The organism is Chryseobacterium sp. Tr-659, assembly GCF_011752975.1.
Taxonomy (GTDB): Bacteria; Bacteroidota; Bacteroidia; order Flavobacteriales; family Weeksellaceae; genus Chryseobacterium.
On the sequence record NZ_VWWP01000007.1, the window covers coordinates 116456 to 134808 of the forward strand.

Here is an 18353-nt window from a genome sequence, read left to right on the forward strand (position 1 = left end):
CACTAAAATATAGGAATCATGAATTTGGGGAAATATAGAAATTTAATTTTCTACATCACTACCATAGCCGTTTTCTCCTGCCTGATGTACTTTTTCATCATTGAAGGACAAACGCTGGAAATCAAAGAAAACATTGTTGCAAAAACCAGCAATGGATCTACCTGGGAAAACTTTCAGGAATCTTTTAAAACAAATCTCCATCATCCTCTTGCTCTTCTTTTGGCACAGATCGTTACTATTATTTTAACAGCAAGACTTTTCGGATGGATCTGTATGAAAATAAAACAACCGACTGTAATCGGAGAAATGGTTGCCGGTATTGTGCTCGGTCCCTCACTTTTAGGAATGTACTTTCCTGAATTTTCAGCATTTCTTTTTCCAAAAGAATCGCTAGGCAATTTACAGTTTCTCAGTCAGATAGGTCTTATCCTGTTTATGTATATTGTAGGAATGGAGCTGGATCTGAGTGTTTTAAGAAAAAAAGCCCATGATGCTGTAGTGATCAGCCACGCAAGCATCATCATTCCTTTTGCACTGGGAATCGGGTTGTCTTATTTTATTTATCAGGAATTTGCACCTTCTGGGATACAGTTTACTTCTTTTGCTCTGTTTATTGCAATATCAATGAGCATCACAGCTTTTCCGGTACTGGCAAGGATTGTTCAGGAAAGAAATCTTCAAAAAACCAAGCTGGGTACTATTGTTATTACCTGTGCAGCAGCAGACGATATTACAGCATGGTGTATTCTTGCCGCAGTAATCGCTATTGTAAAGGCCGGATCATTTGCAAGTTCCATTTATGTAATCATTATGGCTATCGCATATGTATTTTTAATGATTAAAATTGTAAGACCTTTCCTGAAAAGAATCGGAGATCTTCAGGCAGGAAAAAACACCATCAACAAACCTATGGTTGCTATTTTCTTCCTTACCCTGATCTTATCTTCTTATGCTACGGAAGTAATCGGAATTCATGCTTTATTCGGTGCATTTATGGCTGGAGCAATTATGCCTGAAAATGCAAAATTCCGTACACTTTTCATTGATAAAGTAGAAGATGTTGCACTGGTACTTCTTCTTCCACTATTCTTTGTATTTACAGGACTCCGTACTCAGATTGGTCTGCTAAATGACAGCCATTTATGGATGACGGCAGGATTTATCATTTTGACTGCAGTGCTTGGAAAATTTGCAGGAAGTGCCCTTACAGCCAAATTTGTCGGAATCAACTGGAAAGAAAGTTTAACCATCGGAGCCCTGATGAATACCAGAGGTTTAATGGAGCTTATTGTCCTGAACATTGGATACGATCTTGGTGTACTCGGACCTGAAATCTTTGCCATGCTTGTTATTATGGCATTATTTACCACATTCATGACCGGACCGGCTTTAGATTTTATCAATTTCATTTTTAAATCTAAAAAAGAAACGGATGAGACTGTTCATGAAAATGATTCCAAATATCGGGTTCTTCTTTCGTTTGACAAACCTGAATCAGGAAGTACACTTTTAAAACTGGCTCATGATTTTACCAATAAAATGAACGGGAATAAAAGTATTACCGCCATGAATATCGCTCCTGTAGATGAAATGCATGCCTACGACATCAACGAATATGAAGAATCTCAGTTCCAGAATGTTATTGAAACCTCTCACGAACTGAATCTGGAAGTTACTACTCTGTTCAAAGCCTCTACAGATATTGAAAACGACCTTACCAGTATTACCAATAAAGGACATTATGATCTTCTGCTGATCATGCTTGGAAAATCAATGTACGAAGGAAGTTTACTCGGCAGACTGCTGGGATTTACCACCAAAATCATTAACCCCGAAAAACTACTGAATACGGTAAAAGGAAAAGGGAATATATTTAACAATTCTCCGTTTGACGATTTCACTCTTCAAATTTTAGATAAAGCCAATATTCCTGTAGGCATTTTGGTGGAAAAAGATTTTAAGACAGCAGATAAAGTATTTGTACCGATTTTCAACCTGAGTGATTTTTACCTTCTTGAATATGCCAAAAGACTTATCAATAACAATAACTCACAAATCATTATCCTGGATGCTGCCGGCCAGATCCGGAACAATATAGAAGTGAAAGAGCTCATCAGAAGTATTGAACAGGTAGCTCCTAATCATATTACGCTATACAATGAGAAAAAAATTGAAAAGGAATTTCTGAATGCCCAGGACCTGATGCTCATCAGCAGTAAAAGCTGGAAAAACCTGATCGATACGAAAAGTCTCTGGCTTTCTGATATTCCGTCAACATTGATCATATCAAATCCATAAACACATAATACACACCGATATTTCTATTTCTATCTGAAGCTGTAAATATTATTCGTTGTCTGTAAAGAAAAAACGGGTATATTTATGGCTTCAATTTTTTTAGATATGCTGAGAATTAACAATGAAGGTGGAGTTATTATGCTGAAACCCTTTAATACCAGACTTTATAAAGGAATGAGATTTGATCAGCATAAACAGACTGATTTTTATAAAGAAAATACAGGATGTACAGGATACAAAAGCCGGATACTTTTGGTTTATTATTTTAATTAAAAGAATAGAAACAACCAAAATATAAGGTATCTTTCAGCCCATGTTTTTAAGGATCAATTGAAAATAACAGCTATATAAATACATAGAAAAATGATGATGCCCCAAAAAGGAATGAATGGACAGAAGGAAAAGAAATAAAGATTTTCCCCACGAAAACAATACATTTCTGAATCGGATTCTGAAAATATCCTCCAAAAAAGGAACCCTTATCTAAACTGCATTTCAAATTTCTATTGGAACCGTTTCATCGGTATGCGAAGTGCCGTAATCTGATGAGAAAGATTTAATAAGGAAAAAAAGAAAAACTAACTTATAACCAAAGAATAAGATTTTAATATGTGCCGATATGCCATGACGGTTTACAAAGGACACTATGCCTGTTTTAACTGCCAGAAAACGTTCAAACGCCGCCTCTTAAAGGATATCAACCGGGATACACTGACCTCGGCAGAAGCTAAGTGCCCCGAATGTGGAAATTTAATGGCCAATATGGGGCTAGACTTCAAATCGCCAGCAAAAAATGATGATAAACAATGGGCTCATATCCGGGATTTATATACTGTTGGAATCACTTTTCACTCGTGTGGATGTTCCGGCCCCGGATATATACCACAAGATCGTAAAGCGATTATTTCCTATCTGGAAAAAGTACGCTCTGAATATCTGAAATCTCTAGTTTTCTGGAGATACCGAATAGAACCTGAAAATAAAAAGGAACGTGAACAGGATTTTCAAAAAAACGGTGCCCATCTATGGACAGTCAACCGCAATGCTTTTAAAGAGACCGTAACCAACCAGGAAGGAATTAACTATTGGATCAGGAAAATCCAGGAAGTTGAAGAAAGACTTACTATCATCAAGGCAGATAATCCATAATTGCACATGTACACTTACATCCCTATCAAAGACAAGAAAAATCCCCTCCCTCGGAAGGGTGGCAAAAATTCAAAGCATTTTTGCTACGGTGGTTTTGATGATCTTTAAAAACTGTTCAGAAAAGTATACAGATCTGTATCCCTATCAAGTCCCATTTTCGTTTTTATTCTGGTCTTATATACTCTTGCGCTTGCATCCTTGATATTTTCAAGCAGGGAAACTTCTTTGGAAGACAAATTCAGTTTAAAATATACACAGAATTTTTTATCCTGTTGAGTTAAAAAAGGAAATCTCGTCGAAAGTTTATCTAAGAATAATTTATTTTCCTTAGAACTCTCATCAATAAGTTCATTACTGCCATTATCAATCTCGATAAGGTTATTGATCTTGAAAAACAGATCTTTTAAAACCTCTTCCATATCCATATTCTTGGATTTTTTAATTTTTTTAAGGTTTTCCAGGAATGCTTTTTCAGTTTCTACTTTTAAATTAAGATTGAGATGCAGATTATTGATCTTATTCTTATGAAGTTCAAGATCCTGTTCCAGAATTTTCCTGTTATTTTCCAGGAGTTGCCTTTCCTTTTCAGCAAGCTGTTTTTCCTTTTTACGTCTGTTCCGGAGGCTGATCATTATAATCACTAAAATGATAATAGATGCCGCCGCCAGAATCAGTACAATCAGATTTTTCTTTTTCTGGCTGGTGATCTGATAATCATACTTCTGATTAATATTTTTTATCGTATAGTTATTCAGCTGATCTGAAATTATAGCCATATTTCGCTCTGATTCCTTATCATGCTGCTCATTTAATTGCAGTAATGTTCTGGAAGTATCGTTCAGATTTTTGAAATCATTGATACTGCAGTAATACTTTTCAGCAATATTAAAGATCATAATCTTCTGATAAGTATCTTTCAGCTTGGGTTCAAGCTGCAAAAGAAAACTAACCTGAGGTTGTATTTTATGAATCTGCCCTGTTTTTTTGTACACCTCCCAAAGATTTTGAGTAGCTTCAATGGCATTAAAATAATGAAGCGGACTGTTTTTACAAAATTCCCATTCTTCAAGAAATAACTCTTCTGCTTTTTTATAATCTTTTACAATCTCCATGTATTTCCCCAATCGGGCTTTAAAGTAATTCAGATAATAATTATCTTCCTGATTTCTATGAGCTTTATTTTCTAAAATGCCAATAGCTACAACCGCTTCCTTAATGGCCATATTCGTTTTGCCCATCTCATTATAAGTAAGCCCAAAATTATTGTGCATAGAAGCCATATACAGCCGGTTATCTTTCTTAGTATATATCTTTAATGCTTTATCGAAATACCTTAAAGCCTCAGCATATTGTTTCCTTTGATAATACCATCTTCCTCTTGCATGATAAAGATGGGGAAGAAGATATTCATGCCCTCCTTCTTCATCCACTTTTATCGCTTCACTCAGATATCGGAATGAAAGCTCAGGAGAATTACTTTCAAAACGCAAGGCCAATGCCAGGTTACACAAAATGGTTATATAATCGTATTCTCCATTACTAAGCTTCAGCATATCATATAGTACAGGTAATTGTTTTACCGGTTCCTGATAAAGCTCATACATCTGAACATACTTACTGCTGATCAGATACTTTTTATCCCTGGTCTTTTTATATTTGTTTGCTTCCCTGACATATATTACTCTGAATTCAGCTTTTTGATCAATTAAATCTCCCTTATTAATTATCACACTAATTTCTTCAGTAAGATTGTGAAAATAGAGATTGTTGGCATCCTTATCTTTTTTTGAAGGCTGGCATGATACAATTAATAATAATGTAACCAATGCCCCTATAATAAATTTCATATTACAAAACTAGAGTTATACATAATTTTAAATAGTCACACCTATTTAAAAGATGACCTATTGTTAATTAAAGTAATGCAATAAACAATTACTTTAGTATATACCACAAGAATTCAACCATTAATTACGCTACACATAGTTGTTAATGCTATTAAAAACAAAAAGCACTACATATCAACTAATTAAACAAAAAAATGTATACAATATTTAAACCAAAAATGGCATTTTGTATACAATATTTAACAACGATTTCTTTATACCCCAATACAAACCTGCTATATATTTGCCCAAGAACTAAGACCAAAACTCACTTAAAAATTATTTCCAAAACTAACATTCAAAAAAAATATTATGATGATTCGAAATTCATTTTTGGTCAACCTTTCAACGTTAGCTGCGCTCTTGGGAGGTTTTTTTGCAACCAACGCACAGGTTGGGGTTAATACAACTACTCCGGCAGCCACTATGGATATTACAGCCAAAAATGCCAGTGGAACTACCACCACAGCAGAAGGGCTGTTAATCCCAAGAGTAGACAGACAGAGGGCACAAAGCATGACAGGGGTGGCTTTATCCACTTTAATTTATGTAAATAGTATTGCTACAGGAGCACAAACAGGGACTGCTGTGAACATAGATGCTGCAGGATACTATTATTACGATGGAACGGTATGGACCAAATTAAATGCAGGTTCAGGTACTGGTACAAATACCAACATTTATAACACTGATGGCACCCTTACCGGAGACAGAATAGTTACGCAGGGAAGCAACACATTAGCCTTTACCGGAACAGCAGCCAATGCTTTCTCTGTAGATGGACCAACCTTTTCTGTAGACGCCGCCAATAACGGGGTTGGAATGGGTACAGCCGCTCCAAATACAGCAGCAGTACTGGATCTTACTGCTACAAATAAGGGGTTACTAACTCCTCGTATCAGCCTTGCCAACACCGGAACCTGGGGACTTGCAGGAACACAAACAGCCGGGATGACTGTATACAATACAAATGCTGCTATTGCATCTTCTTCTTCTACCAATGCGTCTTCAGCAGGATCCTACCCTCCCAGCGTGAATGGTTTAGGATTATACACTTGGGATGGCTATGGCTGGGTTCCGCAAAATTCTGCACCAGAGGTCATGAAAGTACCATTCCCTGTCTATCCTGCCGGAGCTACCAGTGGTTCAGGAGGGTCAACAGCAACAGGTATTACAACATTGCCTCTTAATGCATTTACTTTTAATTCGATTTCCGGGGCAACAGTTACCAATGCAACAGGAGCAATTTCACTTCCGGCAGGAACATACAGAATCAGTGCAGGCTTATCTGCAAGAATTAGCAATCCGGGAAGCAATTTTAAATATATGACACTGATGGTTACTAATACTCCTAATGGGCTGGGAGACGTACTCGGCCAACATGTGCAGCCTACCACAATGGCTGGGATACCCGGCAATATAAACGGGAGCACTGTAATAAAAATACCTGCTGCAGGGGGAACAATTTATTTTACGGTTTTTGTAAACGGTCTTGCCGCCGGAGATACCTGGGCAACTTCAACAGCGAGCCCCCAAAGCTATGCGACAATTGAAAGAATCCATTAAAAGATACCTTATTCTAAACACACAACTGATATAATTCCCAATACATAGTGGATCAAAAAAATGATTCTTATTGCTTTCTTTTAGCCATAATAAATCAGGAAGAGATCCACTTTTGCTCCTCATAAACACAAATGATGATTTTTTAGCTATTATAATTTATGATTGATTTTAAAAATATTCATATAGGAAATTTAATAAAGCAAAGAGCCGATGAAATGCAGGTTAATATGACACGCATCTGCAATTTTTTCAAGTACAATGTAGAGCAGATTGAAAAAATGTATCAGTCTGAAGCAGTAAGTACAAAAGAATTGCTTCAATGGAGCAAATTGCTGGAATATGATTTTTTCAGATTATTTACCCAACATCTTATTTTGTATTATCCTCGGAATGCGCCCAAAAAAACAAAAAAATCAACTCTTTCCCTACCCAATTTCAGGAAGAATATTTACACCAAAGAAATAGTAGATTACATTCTTGAACTTATTAATTCGGGGGAAATGACAAAACAGCAAATCACAGATCAATATAAGATTCCAAAGAGTACGCTCCATCGATGGATCGAAAAATACAAATAATGATGGGGTTAAAATCAGTCATAAATTTTTAAACAGCCTTTCTTTAAAGGAATTTTTAAGTTTCCTCCCCAGTTTGGAAATGCTAAGATCATTCTTACTTAAATGCTATATACAATAATTAATTAACAACTGCTAAACGTAATATTTATGAAAGATACAAAGCCGGATTACAGGCGGATCTACACTGATATCATTAATAAAAAATTTCCTGAGAAAAAAGATTCATGCCTATATATTCTGAATAAAGAAGAACTGTCAGCTCTGGATGTCATAACACTGAACACAATTATATTTGGTTCATTAGATACAGAATCTCGGGAATTCAACCAAAAACACAAATCTTATGATGTAGATTCTATCAGAAAAATACTGGATTACAAAAAAAATAATAATCTGAGTAATATTGAAATGTCAAAAAAGTTTAAACTCAGCAGAAATACAATTTCAAAATGGAATAAATTTTTTCACTGATGATAAAAAGGCTATGACAGATTACAGTAATAAAGAGTTTAAAAAAAATAAAAAAAGTTATCACCGTATGTTATTTTTAAAAAAGAATATCATAATAATTATTCTGTTTGCCCTATTTATTGCTTTCAATATTCTTCTTCTTATTTATATTATTTTTAAACTTCTGTATCATATTATTTTCAAGTAATTTTTTTTAAAAAAAACACAGAACCTATTTATAAATACTTTTTTATTGAGATTTGCACCACAAAGATTTTTAGTTTAAAAAAAAATTTATAACTTCGTCCCATGAATTTCAACAAAGAAACATATTATTATAGAATTTTTAACTCAGATCTGGGATAGGGATTCTTATGAATATAATTTAAAACCTCGTCCTTGGCGAGGTTTTTTTATTTTTAAAAATTTATAAAAGATGAAAATAAGTATTATAGGAGCAGGATTGATTGGTGGTTCTATGGCTTTAAAATTAAGAGAAAAAAACATGGCCAGCTTCATCTATGGAATTGATAACAATAAACAACATATTACGGAAGCCCTGGATCTAAAAATAATTGATTCAGAAGCAACCCTGGAGCAAGGAATTAAAGATTCAGATCTTATTATCCTTGCGATTCCTGTGGATGCGGCCAGAAAATTACTACCGCAGATTCTCGATCTTGTATCAGAGCATCAGACAGTGATGGATGCCGGTTCTACAAAAGCAGGTATCGTTAATGCTGTCAGAAACCATCCGAAACGTTCAAGATTCGTAGCCTTTCACCCAATGTGGGGAACGGAAAACAGCGGCCCTAAATCAGCTATTTCAGACAGTTTCTCTGGAAAAGCCGGAGTTATCTGCAACAAAGAAGAATCCGCAGAAGATGCATTGAGTATTGTTGAAAAAATTGTTGAAGCCCTTGATATGCATATGATCTATATGAATGCAGAAGATCATGACATCCACACGGCTTATATCTCTCATATTTCTCACATTACATCATATGCACTTGCCAACACCGTACTGGAAAAGGAACGTGAAGAGGAAACAATCTTCCAGCTTGCAAGTTCCGGTTTTTCAAGCACTGTCCGTCTTGCAAAATCTCATCCAGAAATGTGGGTTCCTATTTTTAAACAAAACAAAGAAAATGTACTGGACGTACTGAATGAACATATTACTCAGCTAAGAAAATTCAAATCTGCCTTAGAAAAGGAGAACTTTGAATACCTTGAAGAGCTGATCACCAATGCCAACAGAATTAGAGGAATTTTAAGATAAATCCTTTTTATACGATACAAAAAACCAACAGTTTTTACTTTTATTTTATTAAAAAATCCTTAGACATTATTGCCTAAGGATTTTATATTTTTGATAAAACTATTTACACATTAACATTCCGGAACATTTACTGCAATAGCCAGCCCACCTTCAGATGTTTCTTTAAAGCGGTCGCTCATTGCCTGGGCTGTTTCCCACATCGTTTGGATTACTTCATCCAGGGTTACTCTTGCTTTCGCCGGATCACTTTCCAATGCGATGTTAGCGGCTGTAATTGCTTTCATTGCGCCCATTGTATTTCTTTCAATACATGGGATCTGCACAAGACCTTTGATCGGATCACAGGTTAATCCAAGGTGATGTTCCATTGCTATTTCTGCAGCCATTAGTACCTGTCCTACATTTCCACCCAGAATCTCAGTAAGTCCAGCGGCTGCCATCGCTGAAGAAACCCCTATTTCTGCCTGGCATCCGCCCATCGCTGCAGAAATGGTTGCATTTTTCTTGAACAAGGTCCCGATTTCACCTGCTACAAGAAGGAATCTCGCAATATCGTCCTCACTGGTAAAGGGAGTAAATGCCTGTGCATACATCAATACAGCCGGAATTACACCACTCGCTCCGTTCGTAGGTGCGGTAATAATTCTCCCAAAACTGGCATTTTCTTCATTCACAGCCAATGCAAAGCAGGCAATCCATTTATTGATATTGGTAAAGTTTTCTTCGGCATCCACAACCTGTTGGAACCATTCATCTTTATTTTTATAGATTTTATCTCCTAAAAGCTTTCTGTTGAGTCCGGCGGCTCTTCTGGTCACATTCAATCCTCCCGGAAGAACACCTTCTTTGTTAACTCCTTTATAAATGCATTCTTTAATCTGCTGCCAGATATAAAGTGCTTCCTGCCTTGTTTCGTCTTGCGTTCTCCAGCTTTCTTCATTAATTAAAATCAAATCTGAAATTCTGTTGAATCCTAATTTCTGGCAATATTTTGCGATGTCTGAAGCTTTATGGCAAGGGTACAGCGTACGTACACATTGCTTTTGTATCGAATTCTTTTCCTGGCTTGCGATAAAACCTCCTCCCACAGAATAAAAATCCTGTACAAGTTCAGTTCCATCTTCAAAAACAGCTCGAAAAATCATTCCGTTCGGGTGAAAATCAAGAGATTTTTTCATGTTTAACACCAAGTGATACCCGTAGATAAATGGAATCTCTTTTTCACCACCCAGATTAATGATCTGGGTATTTTTAATATGTTCTATTTTCTCATCAATTTTTGAAGTGTTGATGGTCTTAAAATCTTCACCATTCAAACCAAGCATTCCTGCGATATCAGTTCCGTGCCCGATTCCCGTTTTGGCAAGTGAGCCGAAAAATTCAAGAAAAACTTCCTTCACTTCAGCTATTGATCTCTCTCTCTTTATAATTCTTATGAATGCAGATGCTGCATTCCATGGCCCCATCGTATGCGAACTGGACGGGCCTATTCCAACTTTAATTATCTCAAAAACCGATATTGATTCCATATAAATGATTCGTCATTTCCTCAGAAACAAAGATACATGATAAATCCTAAAATCAATCTTCAAATTTTTAATCAAATCAATATATTATCAGAATGCAAAAGCTATTGCAGACATTCCTCATGCTGAGACATATCCAGCCCTTTATTTTCAGACTCTTCGGAAACCCTTAATGTAATAATAGAGTTTGTAATTTTATATAAAATCAGTGAACCAAAAAAAGTAAAAGCAGAAACCAAAATCAAAGCAGCCATATGATGTAAAAACACATCAATTCCACCATGAAGCAGACTGGCTTTTTCACCATGAGCAAAAACAGCAGTAAGAATCATTCCCATAATACCTCCTACTCCATGGCAGGCAAATACATCCAATGTATCGTCTATCTTCTTTAAAGCTTTCCAGTTTACCATTACATTTGAAACCACCGCTGTAATAAAGCCGATAAAAAGACTTTCCTGAATGCTTACAAAACCACAACCCGGAGTAATTGCGACCAATCCTACCACAGCTCCAATACAGGCACCTAAAGCAGACACGCTTCTTCCATTGATTCTATCAAAAAAAATCCAGGTCATCATCGCGGAAGCGGAAGCAATAGTAGTTGTTCCAAAAGCTGTTGCAGCAGATGCGGATGCGCTTAACGCAGATCCGGCATTAAATCCGAACCATCCAAACCATAACATTCCCGTTCCCAGAAGTACATACGGAATATTGGAAGGTTCATGATGCGGATTTTTTCGGTTTCCTACTACCATAGCACCAGCCAAAGCCGCAAAACCTGCACTCATATGCACTACTGTTCCTCCGGCAAAGTCTTTCACTCCAAAATATCTGTTCAAAAGACCTTCAGGATGCCATACCATGTGACATAGCGGTGTATAAATGCAGAGACTAAAAAGGACAATGAATAAAAGATAAGAAATAAAGCGGACCCTCTCCGCAAAAGAACCGGTAATAATTGCGGGAGTAATAACTGCAAATTTCATCTGAAACAAGGCAAACAGAATAAACGGAATGGTAGGAGCCATCATTTTATGAGGCAGATTTCCTACCCCGTTAAAAAAGGGATAACTTAATGGATTTCCGATAATCCCATAATGTTTCCCGGCAATGGTAATCCCTAAAGATTCACCAAAAGACAAAGAAAATCCTATGACAACCCAAACGAGAGAGATCACTCCCAAAGCAATAAAACTCTGCAGCATGGTAGAAATCACATTTTTCCGGCCCACCATTCCTCCATAAAAAAAAGAAAGACCGGGTGTCATCAACAGGACAAGTCCTGCTGCTGCCAGAATCCATGCTACATCTGCGCCTACAATTTTATCTTCACTTAAAAATTCTCCTGTATCAGGAATATCTGTAACCGGATTCCAGAACAAACCTCCAATGGCTACTAATGTGATAATGGAAAATGAAACGATCCACTTTAATCCTATTTTCATAAAATTTATATTTAACCCTATCAAATTTAAACATAAATTAAATAAAAAATACTTTTTTCACAACAACACCCCTGTAAAATTGATACATAAAAAATATTTATTAATTCTAACAAAACAACTCTTCAGTATTTTGGAAGCTTCTTTGGATTGGGCAATGGGAAAAAGATAGGACACCTTTCACCAAATACATGATATTATTTCTAATTCTACTGCATTTTTAATTTGTTCAAAAGTTTCATTTTTTTAACCTAATTGATTTTAAAGGGTATCAGCTAATTAAAATGGTACTTATTTTCTGAAAGATTCAAAAAAAACAAGAATTATAAAACTATAATTTTTTAGATTTAATTAAATTTTCATCAATTTAATTCAAATAAATATAATATTATATCACATAGTACACATATTAAAGGAATAATAACACTTTTTCAATATTTTCTATAATTTATAGTATATTATTATCATAAAACAACACAGTTATGAAAAAAAATTTATGGAGAGTAGTAGGTCTACTATTCTTAACCTGCAGTATTTACATTTCTGCACAAAGTCAAAGTATTAAAGCTGAAGATTTACCGGAGTATATTGTTCTCAATGCAGAGAACACTAAATTATTAGGAGGAATCGGGCTTAGTATAGCCAGTAAAAATTCTTCTTATAAGGAAAAGCTTGATCAATTGGAAGACGTAATCACAAACAAAAAAACTGGAGAAGGTGTCAGAAATCTGACAGACTTACTGAATGTAATGCATAAATACGGCTTTGAATACGTTGATGCTTTTCTTTCAAGCTCTTTGGGGCTGTCTGCAGGAGATGATTTTTCAATAGGTTCTAATAAGTCGAGAAGCAGTATTGTGTTTAGAAAAATTCATTCGCCCAGATAGATAGAGAAATAAATTAAATCAGGATAAATATTTATCCTGATTTTGATTTTAAGAATCTTTTAAATTTCATCTTTTTACAAGAAGATTCCAGGAAATCACCTTTGCTAGTTATTTTCCTGGCTTTTAAAAACTTCGTTTAATATTTTGGAAATTTCTTTATGCTTTGTAGCAGGAAATAAGTGTGTACCACCCTTTATCACATAATCCGGTTTTGAATAACGAATCGGAAAAACAATATCTTTATCTCCCAAAATCTGGATCACTTTAGGATTTTCTTCAAATTTCCATTCTGCAACCTTTTCTACCGACCATTTCAGATAATAAGGATCTTTAACTTTGAAATACTGGAGAAGCCTTGGATTTTTAGGATCGAAAAGTTTTCTCACAACAGCATATACATTAGCTGCTTTATCATTGAATAATCCTACGGGCAATATCCTCGGGATCTTGGTAACCTCTCCCGTTTTAATAAATCTTGATTTTTCTTTATCAGATTTTATACTGCCAAGGATCACTATTTTTTCTGCTGGTTTCAGGCGATTAATCTCCTGTACGATAATTCCTCCAAAAGAATATCCCAATAAACAAAACGGCTCAGAATCATCTACTTTTTCAGCCATTCTTTCAACATAAGCAGGAAAAGATTCGTTTTTCATTGGAATAAGCCAGTCTATAAAGACCAATTCAAAGTTCTTAGGAAATTCTATTCTTTCAAGAACTGTAAAATCTGCTCCAAGACCGCTTACAATGTAAATTTTCATAGTACTAATTTATAAAAAATACAATAATGAAGTCGTGTTAAAGTCCATTGAGTTTAAAAAAATTTTAAGATGTTACCAATTAATCAGTTCGTATTATTCAGGCTTTTTAAACACATTAAAAAATGTTAGGATATAAAAAAATGAGCAACCCATCAGGACTGCCCATTTCTATAATCATTATATATTCAATCTTATTTTTTCTTCTTCGGAACTCTATTCTCGTTATCCAACATTTCGGTAGAAACTTTAAATTGGATATCCATTTCGTTCTTAATGAAATAATCTTTTAATGAAGACTGATAGAATACTTTAAAGTCTCTCCTGTTTAGAGAAAATTTAGCAGATTCTATGGATGTTGTAAACTGAGTAACGTATACATTGGCGGGGAAAGAAATTGTTTTTCTCACTCCTTTAAGGGTAAGATCACCGTATACTGTAGAATTGTATTCACTGTTTGCTAAAGGAATAATTTTAGTCAAATGGAACTTAGCAACCGGAAATTTTTTCACTTCAAAGAAGTTGGTACTTTTCAAATCATTTGTAAGTTTAATCTGATCCTCATCAGAAACATCTCCAGCCATCAAACTTCTCATATCTATCACAAACTCTCCGTCTACCAGAACCGTATGGTCAAAGTTAAATTTTCCGCTTTTCAGCTTTACTGTTCCTGAGTGGGAAGAAGCTTCGGTTTTAACCACTTTATACCCCCACCATCTGATCTCTGATGAAGTCACTTTTGAAACCTTATCAAATTTCTTTTGAGCAGAAACAAATGATATACTTGCGCACACCATAGCAAACAATAGTAATCTTTTCATTCTTTTTTATTTACAATTCAACAAAAATAAAAAAAAGTGTAGAACTTCTACACTTTTAATAATCTTTTTTTGATTAATTTATTGAGCAGTTACCTTTACGGTCATATCAATATCATCTTTCACAAAAACATCCTGCATAGTAGACTTGTAAGCTACATCAAATTTCTGTCTGTCGAAAGAGAATTTGTTGGATACTAAACTTACTACTCCTTTGCTGTAAGAAATTTTAGCCGGGAAAGTTACCGGGTTTGTTTTTCCTTTTACCGTAAGGTTTCCTGTTACTAAAGAATTGTAGATTTTATCGTTGTTTTTCTTTACTGCAGTAATTTTGAAGCTTGCTGTAGGGAATTTTTCAACCTCGAAGAAGTCACCATTTTTAAGGTGTCCGTTTAATTTTTGCTGATATTCTCCTGAAAGGTCAGTTGCGTTGATGGAAGTCATATCCAAAACAAAGCTTCCTCCTACCAATTGGTTTCCTTTCATCACCATATCTCCGGATTTTACTTTTACGGTACCATCATGAGAACTCGCTTCAGATTTTGCTACTTTATATCCCCACCAGTGAATATCAGATGCTACTACTTTTTTTGATTGACCGAAAGCCAAACCTCCAGCTAAAACTGCTAATAAAAATATTTTTTTCATTGAATAGAATTATTTACTTATTTAATGAGACAAAGGTAATTATCTTATCCAATAGATTTCATTGATGTATATCAATAAATTTAATTATTTTCATGAATAATATCATCTCATAAAAAACTCCGAATTTCTTCGGAGCTGTATTTTATAACTGATAATAGGCTGTATAGAGCGCTACACCTTTTAATGCTGTGTGATTTTGTTTGACCAGGTAGATTGGAATATTTCTCAGCATTCCTTCCATTTTATCACTGATCTTGAATTTTTCGTAGAATTTATCTTTATCGATATATTCTCTCACAATCTGTGGAATATCTCCGGAAATCAGGAGTCCTCCTGTAGCTTTTACTTTCAATGTTAAGTTATTTGCTTCTCTTGCAAGGAACTCAAGGAAAGTATCCAAAGCAATTTTGCAGATCAGTACATTTTCTTCTACGGCAGCTTTGTAAAGTTCTTCCACAAAGTTTCCCTGTGCAAGACGTTCTCCCAACCATTCCGGTTCAGGATGTCTTTTTACATCTCTCAGGAATCTGTAAATATTGAATAAACCGGTCTTGGAAAGTACATTTTCCCAGCTTACAATTCCGTAGATATTATTTAAGAACTGGTAAAACTCAACTTCTACGTTGGTTCTTGGTGAAAATTCAGAGTGCCCTCCTTCAGTAGCGAAAGGTCTCAGGTATTTACCGTCAAAGAAGTATCCCGCTTCTCCCAAACCGTTTCCGGGAGCAAGGATTGCTACATTTCCCTTTTCAAGGTGACCGCTTGTATAAATAGCTTCAAGATCGTTATCTTCAAGAAGTGCCATTCCATAAGCGGAAGCTTCAAGGTCATTCAGCATTTCTACTTTTTCAAACCCAAAATCTCTGGCATATTCTTCGATATCTAAATTCCAGCCTAATCTTGCAGGATTACTTTTCCCGTCAAGTACTGGTCCCGGAACCGCCATTCCAAGGCGTTTTACATTTTCCAGCTGATTATCCTGGATAAACTTTCTTAAAATATCGGAAAAAGAAGCATATTCTTTTGTTGAATATGTATTTTGGATTTTTATCTCAAGACCTCCGTTACCGGAAACGAAATAGCCTAAGATGGTCATATCTTCACGGAGACTTGCCCCAATGATAGAAACATTATCATTATTACTGTTCTCTACTCCTGGTAAATAAAGTGGAAATTTCGGATTCAGAATCATAACCTCAAATTTTACCAAATATAATAATTGTTTTTGTAAATCCTGCACAGAACAAAAAAACCTTTCCACTTTCGTGAAAAGGTTTTGGTTAATAATTGTTTATATATTAAATCTAACTACTTTCCTAATGGAATATTGTAACCGAATCCTACCCCGATATTCCCCACATTATAGTCCTGACCTGGTAAATCTCCTTTTGTTCCTACAAAAACCTTCTGGTATTGTACGAAGAAGTTCCAGTCTCTGTTGTGGTATCCGATCTCCGGTTTAAGGTAGAAACCTCCGCTTGCTCTTTCAACGTTTGTATTGGATGCTACTGTTTTATCGCCAACCAAGAAACCATATCCTAAGTCTGTTCCGAAGTAGAACCCTGTTTGTTTAGGATAAATTCTTATTAAAGCTGCAACAGGAACCACACCTACATCGTTGTTTTTATAACCGTTGTTTTCTTTACCGAAATAGTGAGTATATCCTGATGCGATACCTAATCCAAATCCTGGAGTGATCAGGTTCTGGTAAGCTACATCTACACCAACAGCAGCGGAAAGATTATCTGCGGGAACTGCTAAACCAACATTTGCGCCCACTTTGATCATATTATTCATTTTAGAATCCTGTGCGCTTGCTATTCCTGCTGTTAAAATTCCAGCCAGCAATATTGCTTGTTTAAACATTTTCATAACTCTAATTTTTAAATTTTACTAAACAAGAGGATGTAAAAATCGTGCCAAGCAAGGGTTTTTCTCGGATTTTAACACACAAAAAAGATATAAACAAGTGAATATCAATATATTATTTTTAACAAAATTTAAATGTTTGTTTAACAAAAATTATCAAAAAAGGAATCAAAAAAGCTAATAACTCCCCAAATCGGATAATCATAACATCTGGTTACATTCCTACATTTTCTTTTATAGCTCTGGTAAATGCTTTACAGATAATATCCAGAATATCATTGGTTATTTCCGTGCCCCATCCTATTCCGTCAAATGCATGGGTTATACCCGGCATAAGATGAACTTCCGTAACCACTCCGGCCCGCAACAGCTTTTGTATGTAATCCAGTTGTTCATCAATCATAGGATCATTCTGGCTAATAACAAAACAAGCCCTGCATAATCCTGAAAGGTCTTCCATACGGTTAGGAATGACATACTTAGGAGGATTATTGAGATTTTCGCCCAGTATATGTTTCATTACGTGGATAATATTCTGACGATTGATTATATAGGTATCCTCTCCATGAATACGGCTCAGAAATTTATCCTGCTCCCTGTCATCCGTATTAGGATAAAGAGGAATCTGAATGAATGGAATGACTTCCTTCCTGTCCCGCGCCATCTGAGCTACAGAAAGTGTAAGCATTCCACCACCGCTGCCCCCTGTTATACCGATGTATTTTGGGTCTATATTGAGTAAATCGGCATTATCTTTTACCCATTTCAAGGCAGCATAACAGTCTTCCTGTCCTGCAGGAGCCGGATATTCGGGAGCAAGATGATAGTCTACACTTATTCCTACAGCTCCGCAGCCTTTGGAAAGATGCAGCGCTCTTGCATGTTCTGTATTCAGTCCTCCTATAACCGTTCCTCCTCCATGGTAAAGCAAAAAGGCTGGACGTTCCTGTGCCTGCTGATCCGGTTTATAAACCCTGATTTTCATATCTCCGACCGCTCCCGGAATCGTCATATCATAAAAACCCACTCCATCCATTTGCATAGGCTGTTCTGCTGAAGCAGTCTCCATTTGCCGAAGCATTTTAATGTCTTCAACGGTTTCGAAACTTATTTTAATACCGGATGCTGCAATCATCTGCTGCATTCCCTGAATTCTTTGGGAAAACTCAGGTGTTAAATAATATTTTTCCATAGTT

17 protein-coding genes are annotated in these 18353 nt (G+C 35.7%); 8 read left to right on the top strand and 9 right to left on the bottom strand.

The annotated features are described in order from the left end of the window. Positions 1-18: 18 nt before the first annotated feature. From F3J23_RS15390 to F3J23_RS15400, 3 genes are all read left to right on the top strand, one after another. Entirely contained in the window at positions 19-2298 is a 2280-nt protein-coding gene (locus F3J23_RS15390; protein WP_228455354.1) for a cation:proton antiporter, read from the top strand. Positions 2299-2382: 84 nt separating this feature from the next. Then, the gene (locus tag F3J23_RS15395; RefSeq protein WP_167030884.1) at positions 2383-2571 is read left to right on the top strand and encodes a hypothetical protein; all 189 of its coding nucleotides are present in this window, start codon (positions 2383-2385) and stop codon (positions 2569-2571) included. Between the two features lie 351 nt (positions 2572-2922). Next, a complete protein-coding gene (locus F3J23_RS15400; protein WP_228455355.1) occupies positions 2923-3447 on the top strand; it encodes a hypothetical protein in 525 nt (174 codons plus the stop codon). A gap of 104 nt (positions 3448-3551) precedes the next feature. Here F3J23_RS15400 and F3J23_RS15405 read toward each other — a convergent pair whose 3' ends face one another. Further along, positions 3552-5294, bottom strand: a complete 1743-nt coding sequence (locus tag F3J23_RS15405) for a tetratricopeptide repeat protein (RefSeq protein ID WP_167030888.1) — start codon at positions 5292-5294, stop codon at positions 3552-3554. A gap of 351 nt (positions 5295-5645) precedes the next feature. Here F3J23_RS15405 and F3J23_RS15410 point away from each other — a divergent pair, with 351 nt between their 5' ends. From F3J23_RS15410 to F3J23_RS15425, 4 genes are all read left to right on the top strand, one after another. Next, entirely contained in the window at positions 5646-6899 is a 1254-nt protein-coding gene (locus tag F3J23_RS15410; RefSeq protein WP_167030890.1) for a hypothetical protein, read from the top strand. 227 nt (positions 6900-7126) lie between these two features. Further along, positions 7127-7477, top strand: coding sequence for a helix-turn-helix domain-containing protein (locus F3J23_RS15415; protein WP_317167731.1), 351 nt, complete (start codon positions 7127-7129; stop codon positions 7475-7477). A gap of 147 nt (positions 7478-7624) precedes the next feature. Next, entirely contained in the window at positions 7625-7948 is a 324-nt protein-coding gene (locus tag F3J23_RS15420; RefSeq protein WP_167030893.1) for a helix-turn-helix domain-containing protein, read from the top strand. Positions 7949-8363: 415 nt separating this feature from the next. Next, positions 8364-9206, top strand: coding sequence for a prephenate dehydrogenase (locus F3J23_RS15425; protein ID WP_167030896.1), 843 nt, complete (start codon positions 8364-8366; stop codon positions 9204-9206). 110 nt (positions 9207-9316) lie between these two features. Here the strand turns inward: F3J23_RS15425 and F3J23_RS15430 are convergent, their stop codons facing one another. Both F3J23_RS15430 and F3J23_RS15435 read right to left on the bottom strand, forming a co-directional pair. Continuing rightward, the gene (locus F3J23_RS15430; protein WP_167030899.1) at positions 9317-10735 is read right to left on the bottom strand and encodes an L-serine ammonia-lyase; all 1419 of its coding nucleotides are present in this window, start codon (positions 10733-10735) and stop codon (positions 9317-9319) included. Between the two features lie 101 nt (positions 10736-10836). After that, the gene (locus F3J23_RS15435) at positions 10837-12180 is read right to left on the bottom strand and encodes an ammonium transporter (RefSeq protein ID WP_167030902.1); all 1344 of its coding nucleotides are present in this window, start codon (positions 12178-12180) and stop codon (positions 10837-10839) included. Between the two features lie 479 nt (positions 12181-12659). On the opposite strand from F3J23_RS15435, the gene F3J23_RS15440 reads away from it, so the two are divergent. Then, positions 12660-13064 carry a hypothetical protein gene (locus tag F3J23_RS15440; protein ID WP_167030905.1) on the top strand — a complete coding sequence of 135 codons (405 nt, stop codon included), beginning with the start codon at positions 12660-12662 and terminating at the stop codon, positions 13062-13064. Between the two features lie 104 nt (positions 13065-13168). Here the strand turns inward: F3J23_RS15440 and F3J23_RS15445 are convergent, their stop codons facing one another. The 6 genes from F3J23_RS15445 to F3J23_RS15470 all read right to left on the bottom strand — a co-directional run bounded on the left by F3J23_RS15445 (position 13169) and on the right by F3J23_RS15470 (position 18349). After that, on the bottom strand, positions 13169-13825 hold the full coding sequence (locus F3J23_RS15445) for an alpha/beta hydrolase (RefSeq protein ID WP_167030908.1): 657 nt from the start codon (positions 13823-13825) through the stop codon (positions 13169-13171). 191 nt (positions 13826-14016) lie between these two features. Beyond that, entirely contained in the window at positions 14017-14643 is a 627-nt protein-coding gene (locus F3J23_RS15450) for a YceI family protein (RefSeq protein WP_167030911.1), read from the bottom strand. A 78-nt stretch (positions 14644-14721) separates the two neighbouring features. Then, on the bottom strand, positions 14722-15288 hold the full coding sequence (locus F3J23_RS15455; RefSeq protein WP_167030914.1) for a YceI family protein: 567 nt from the start codon (positions 15286-15288) through the stop codon (positions 14722-14724). Between the two features lie 142 nt (positions 15289-15430). Continuing rightward, complete coding sequence (locus F3J23_RS15460) at positions 15431-16480, bottom strand: glucokinase (RefSeq protein ID WP_167030917.1); 1050 nt, start codon at positions 16478-16480, stop codon at positions 15431-15433. A gap of 116 nt (positions 16481-16596) precedes the next feature. Continuing rightward, entirely contained in the window at positions 16597-17160 is a 564-nt protein-coding gene (locus F3J23_RS15465) for a hypothetical protein (protein WP_167030920.1), read from the bottom strand. A gap of 211 nt (positions 17161-17371) precedes the next feature. After that, positions 17372-18349 (bottom strand): alpha/beta hydrolase, encoded by a 978-nt coding sequence (locus F3J23_RS15470; RefSeq protein WP_167030923.1) that lies wholly within the window; start codon positions 18347-18349, stop codon positions 17372-17374. Positions 18350-18353 lie beyond the last annotated feature (4 nt).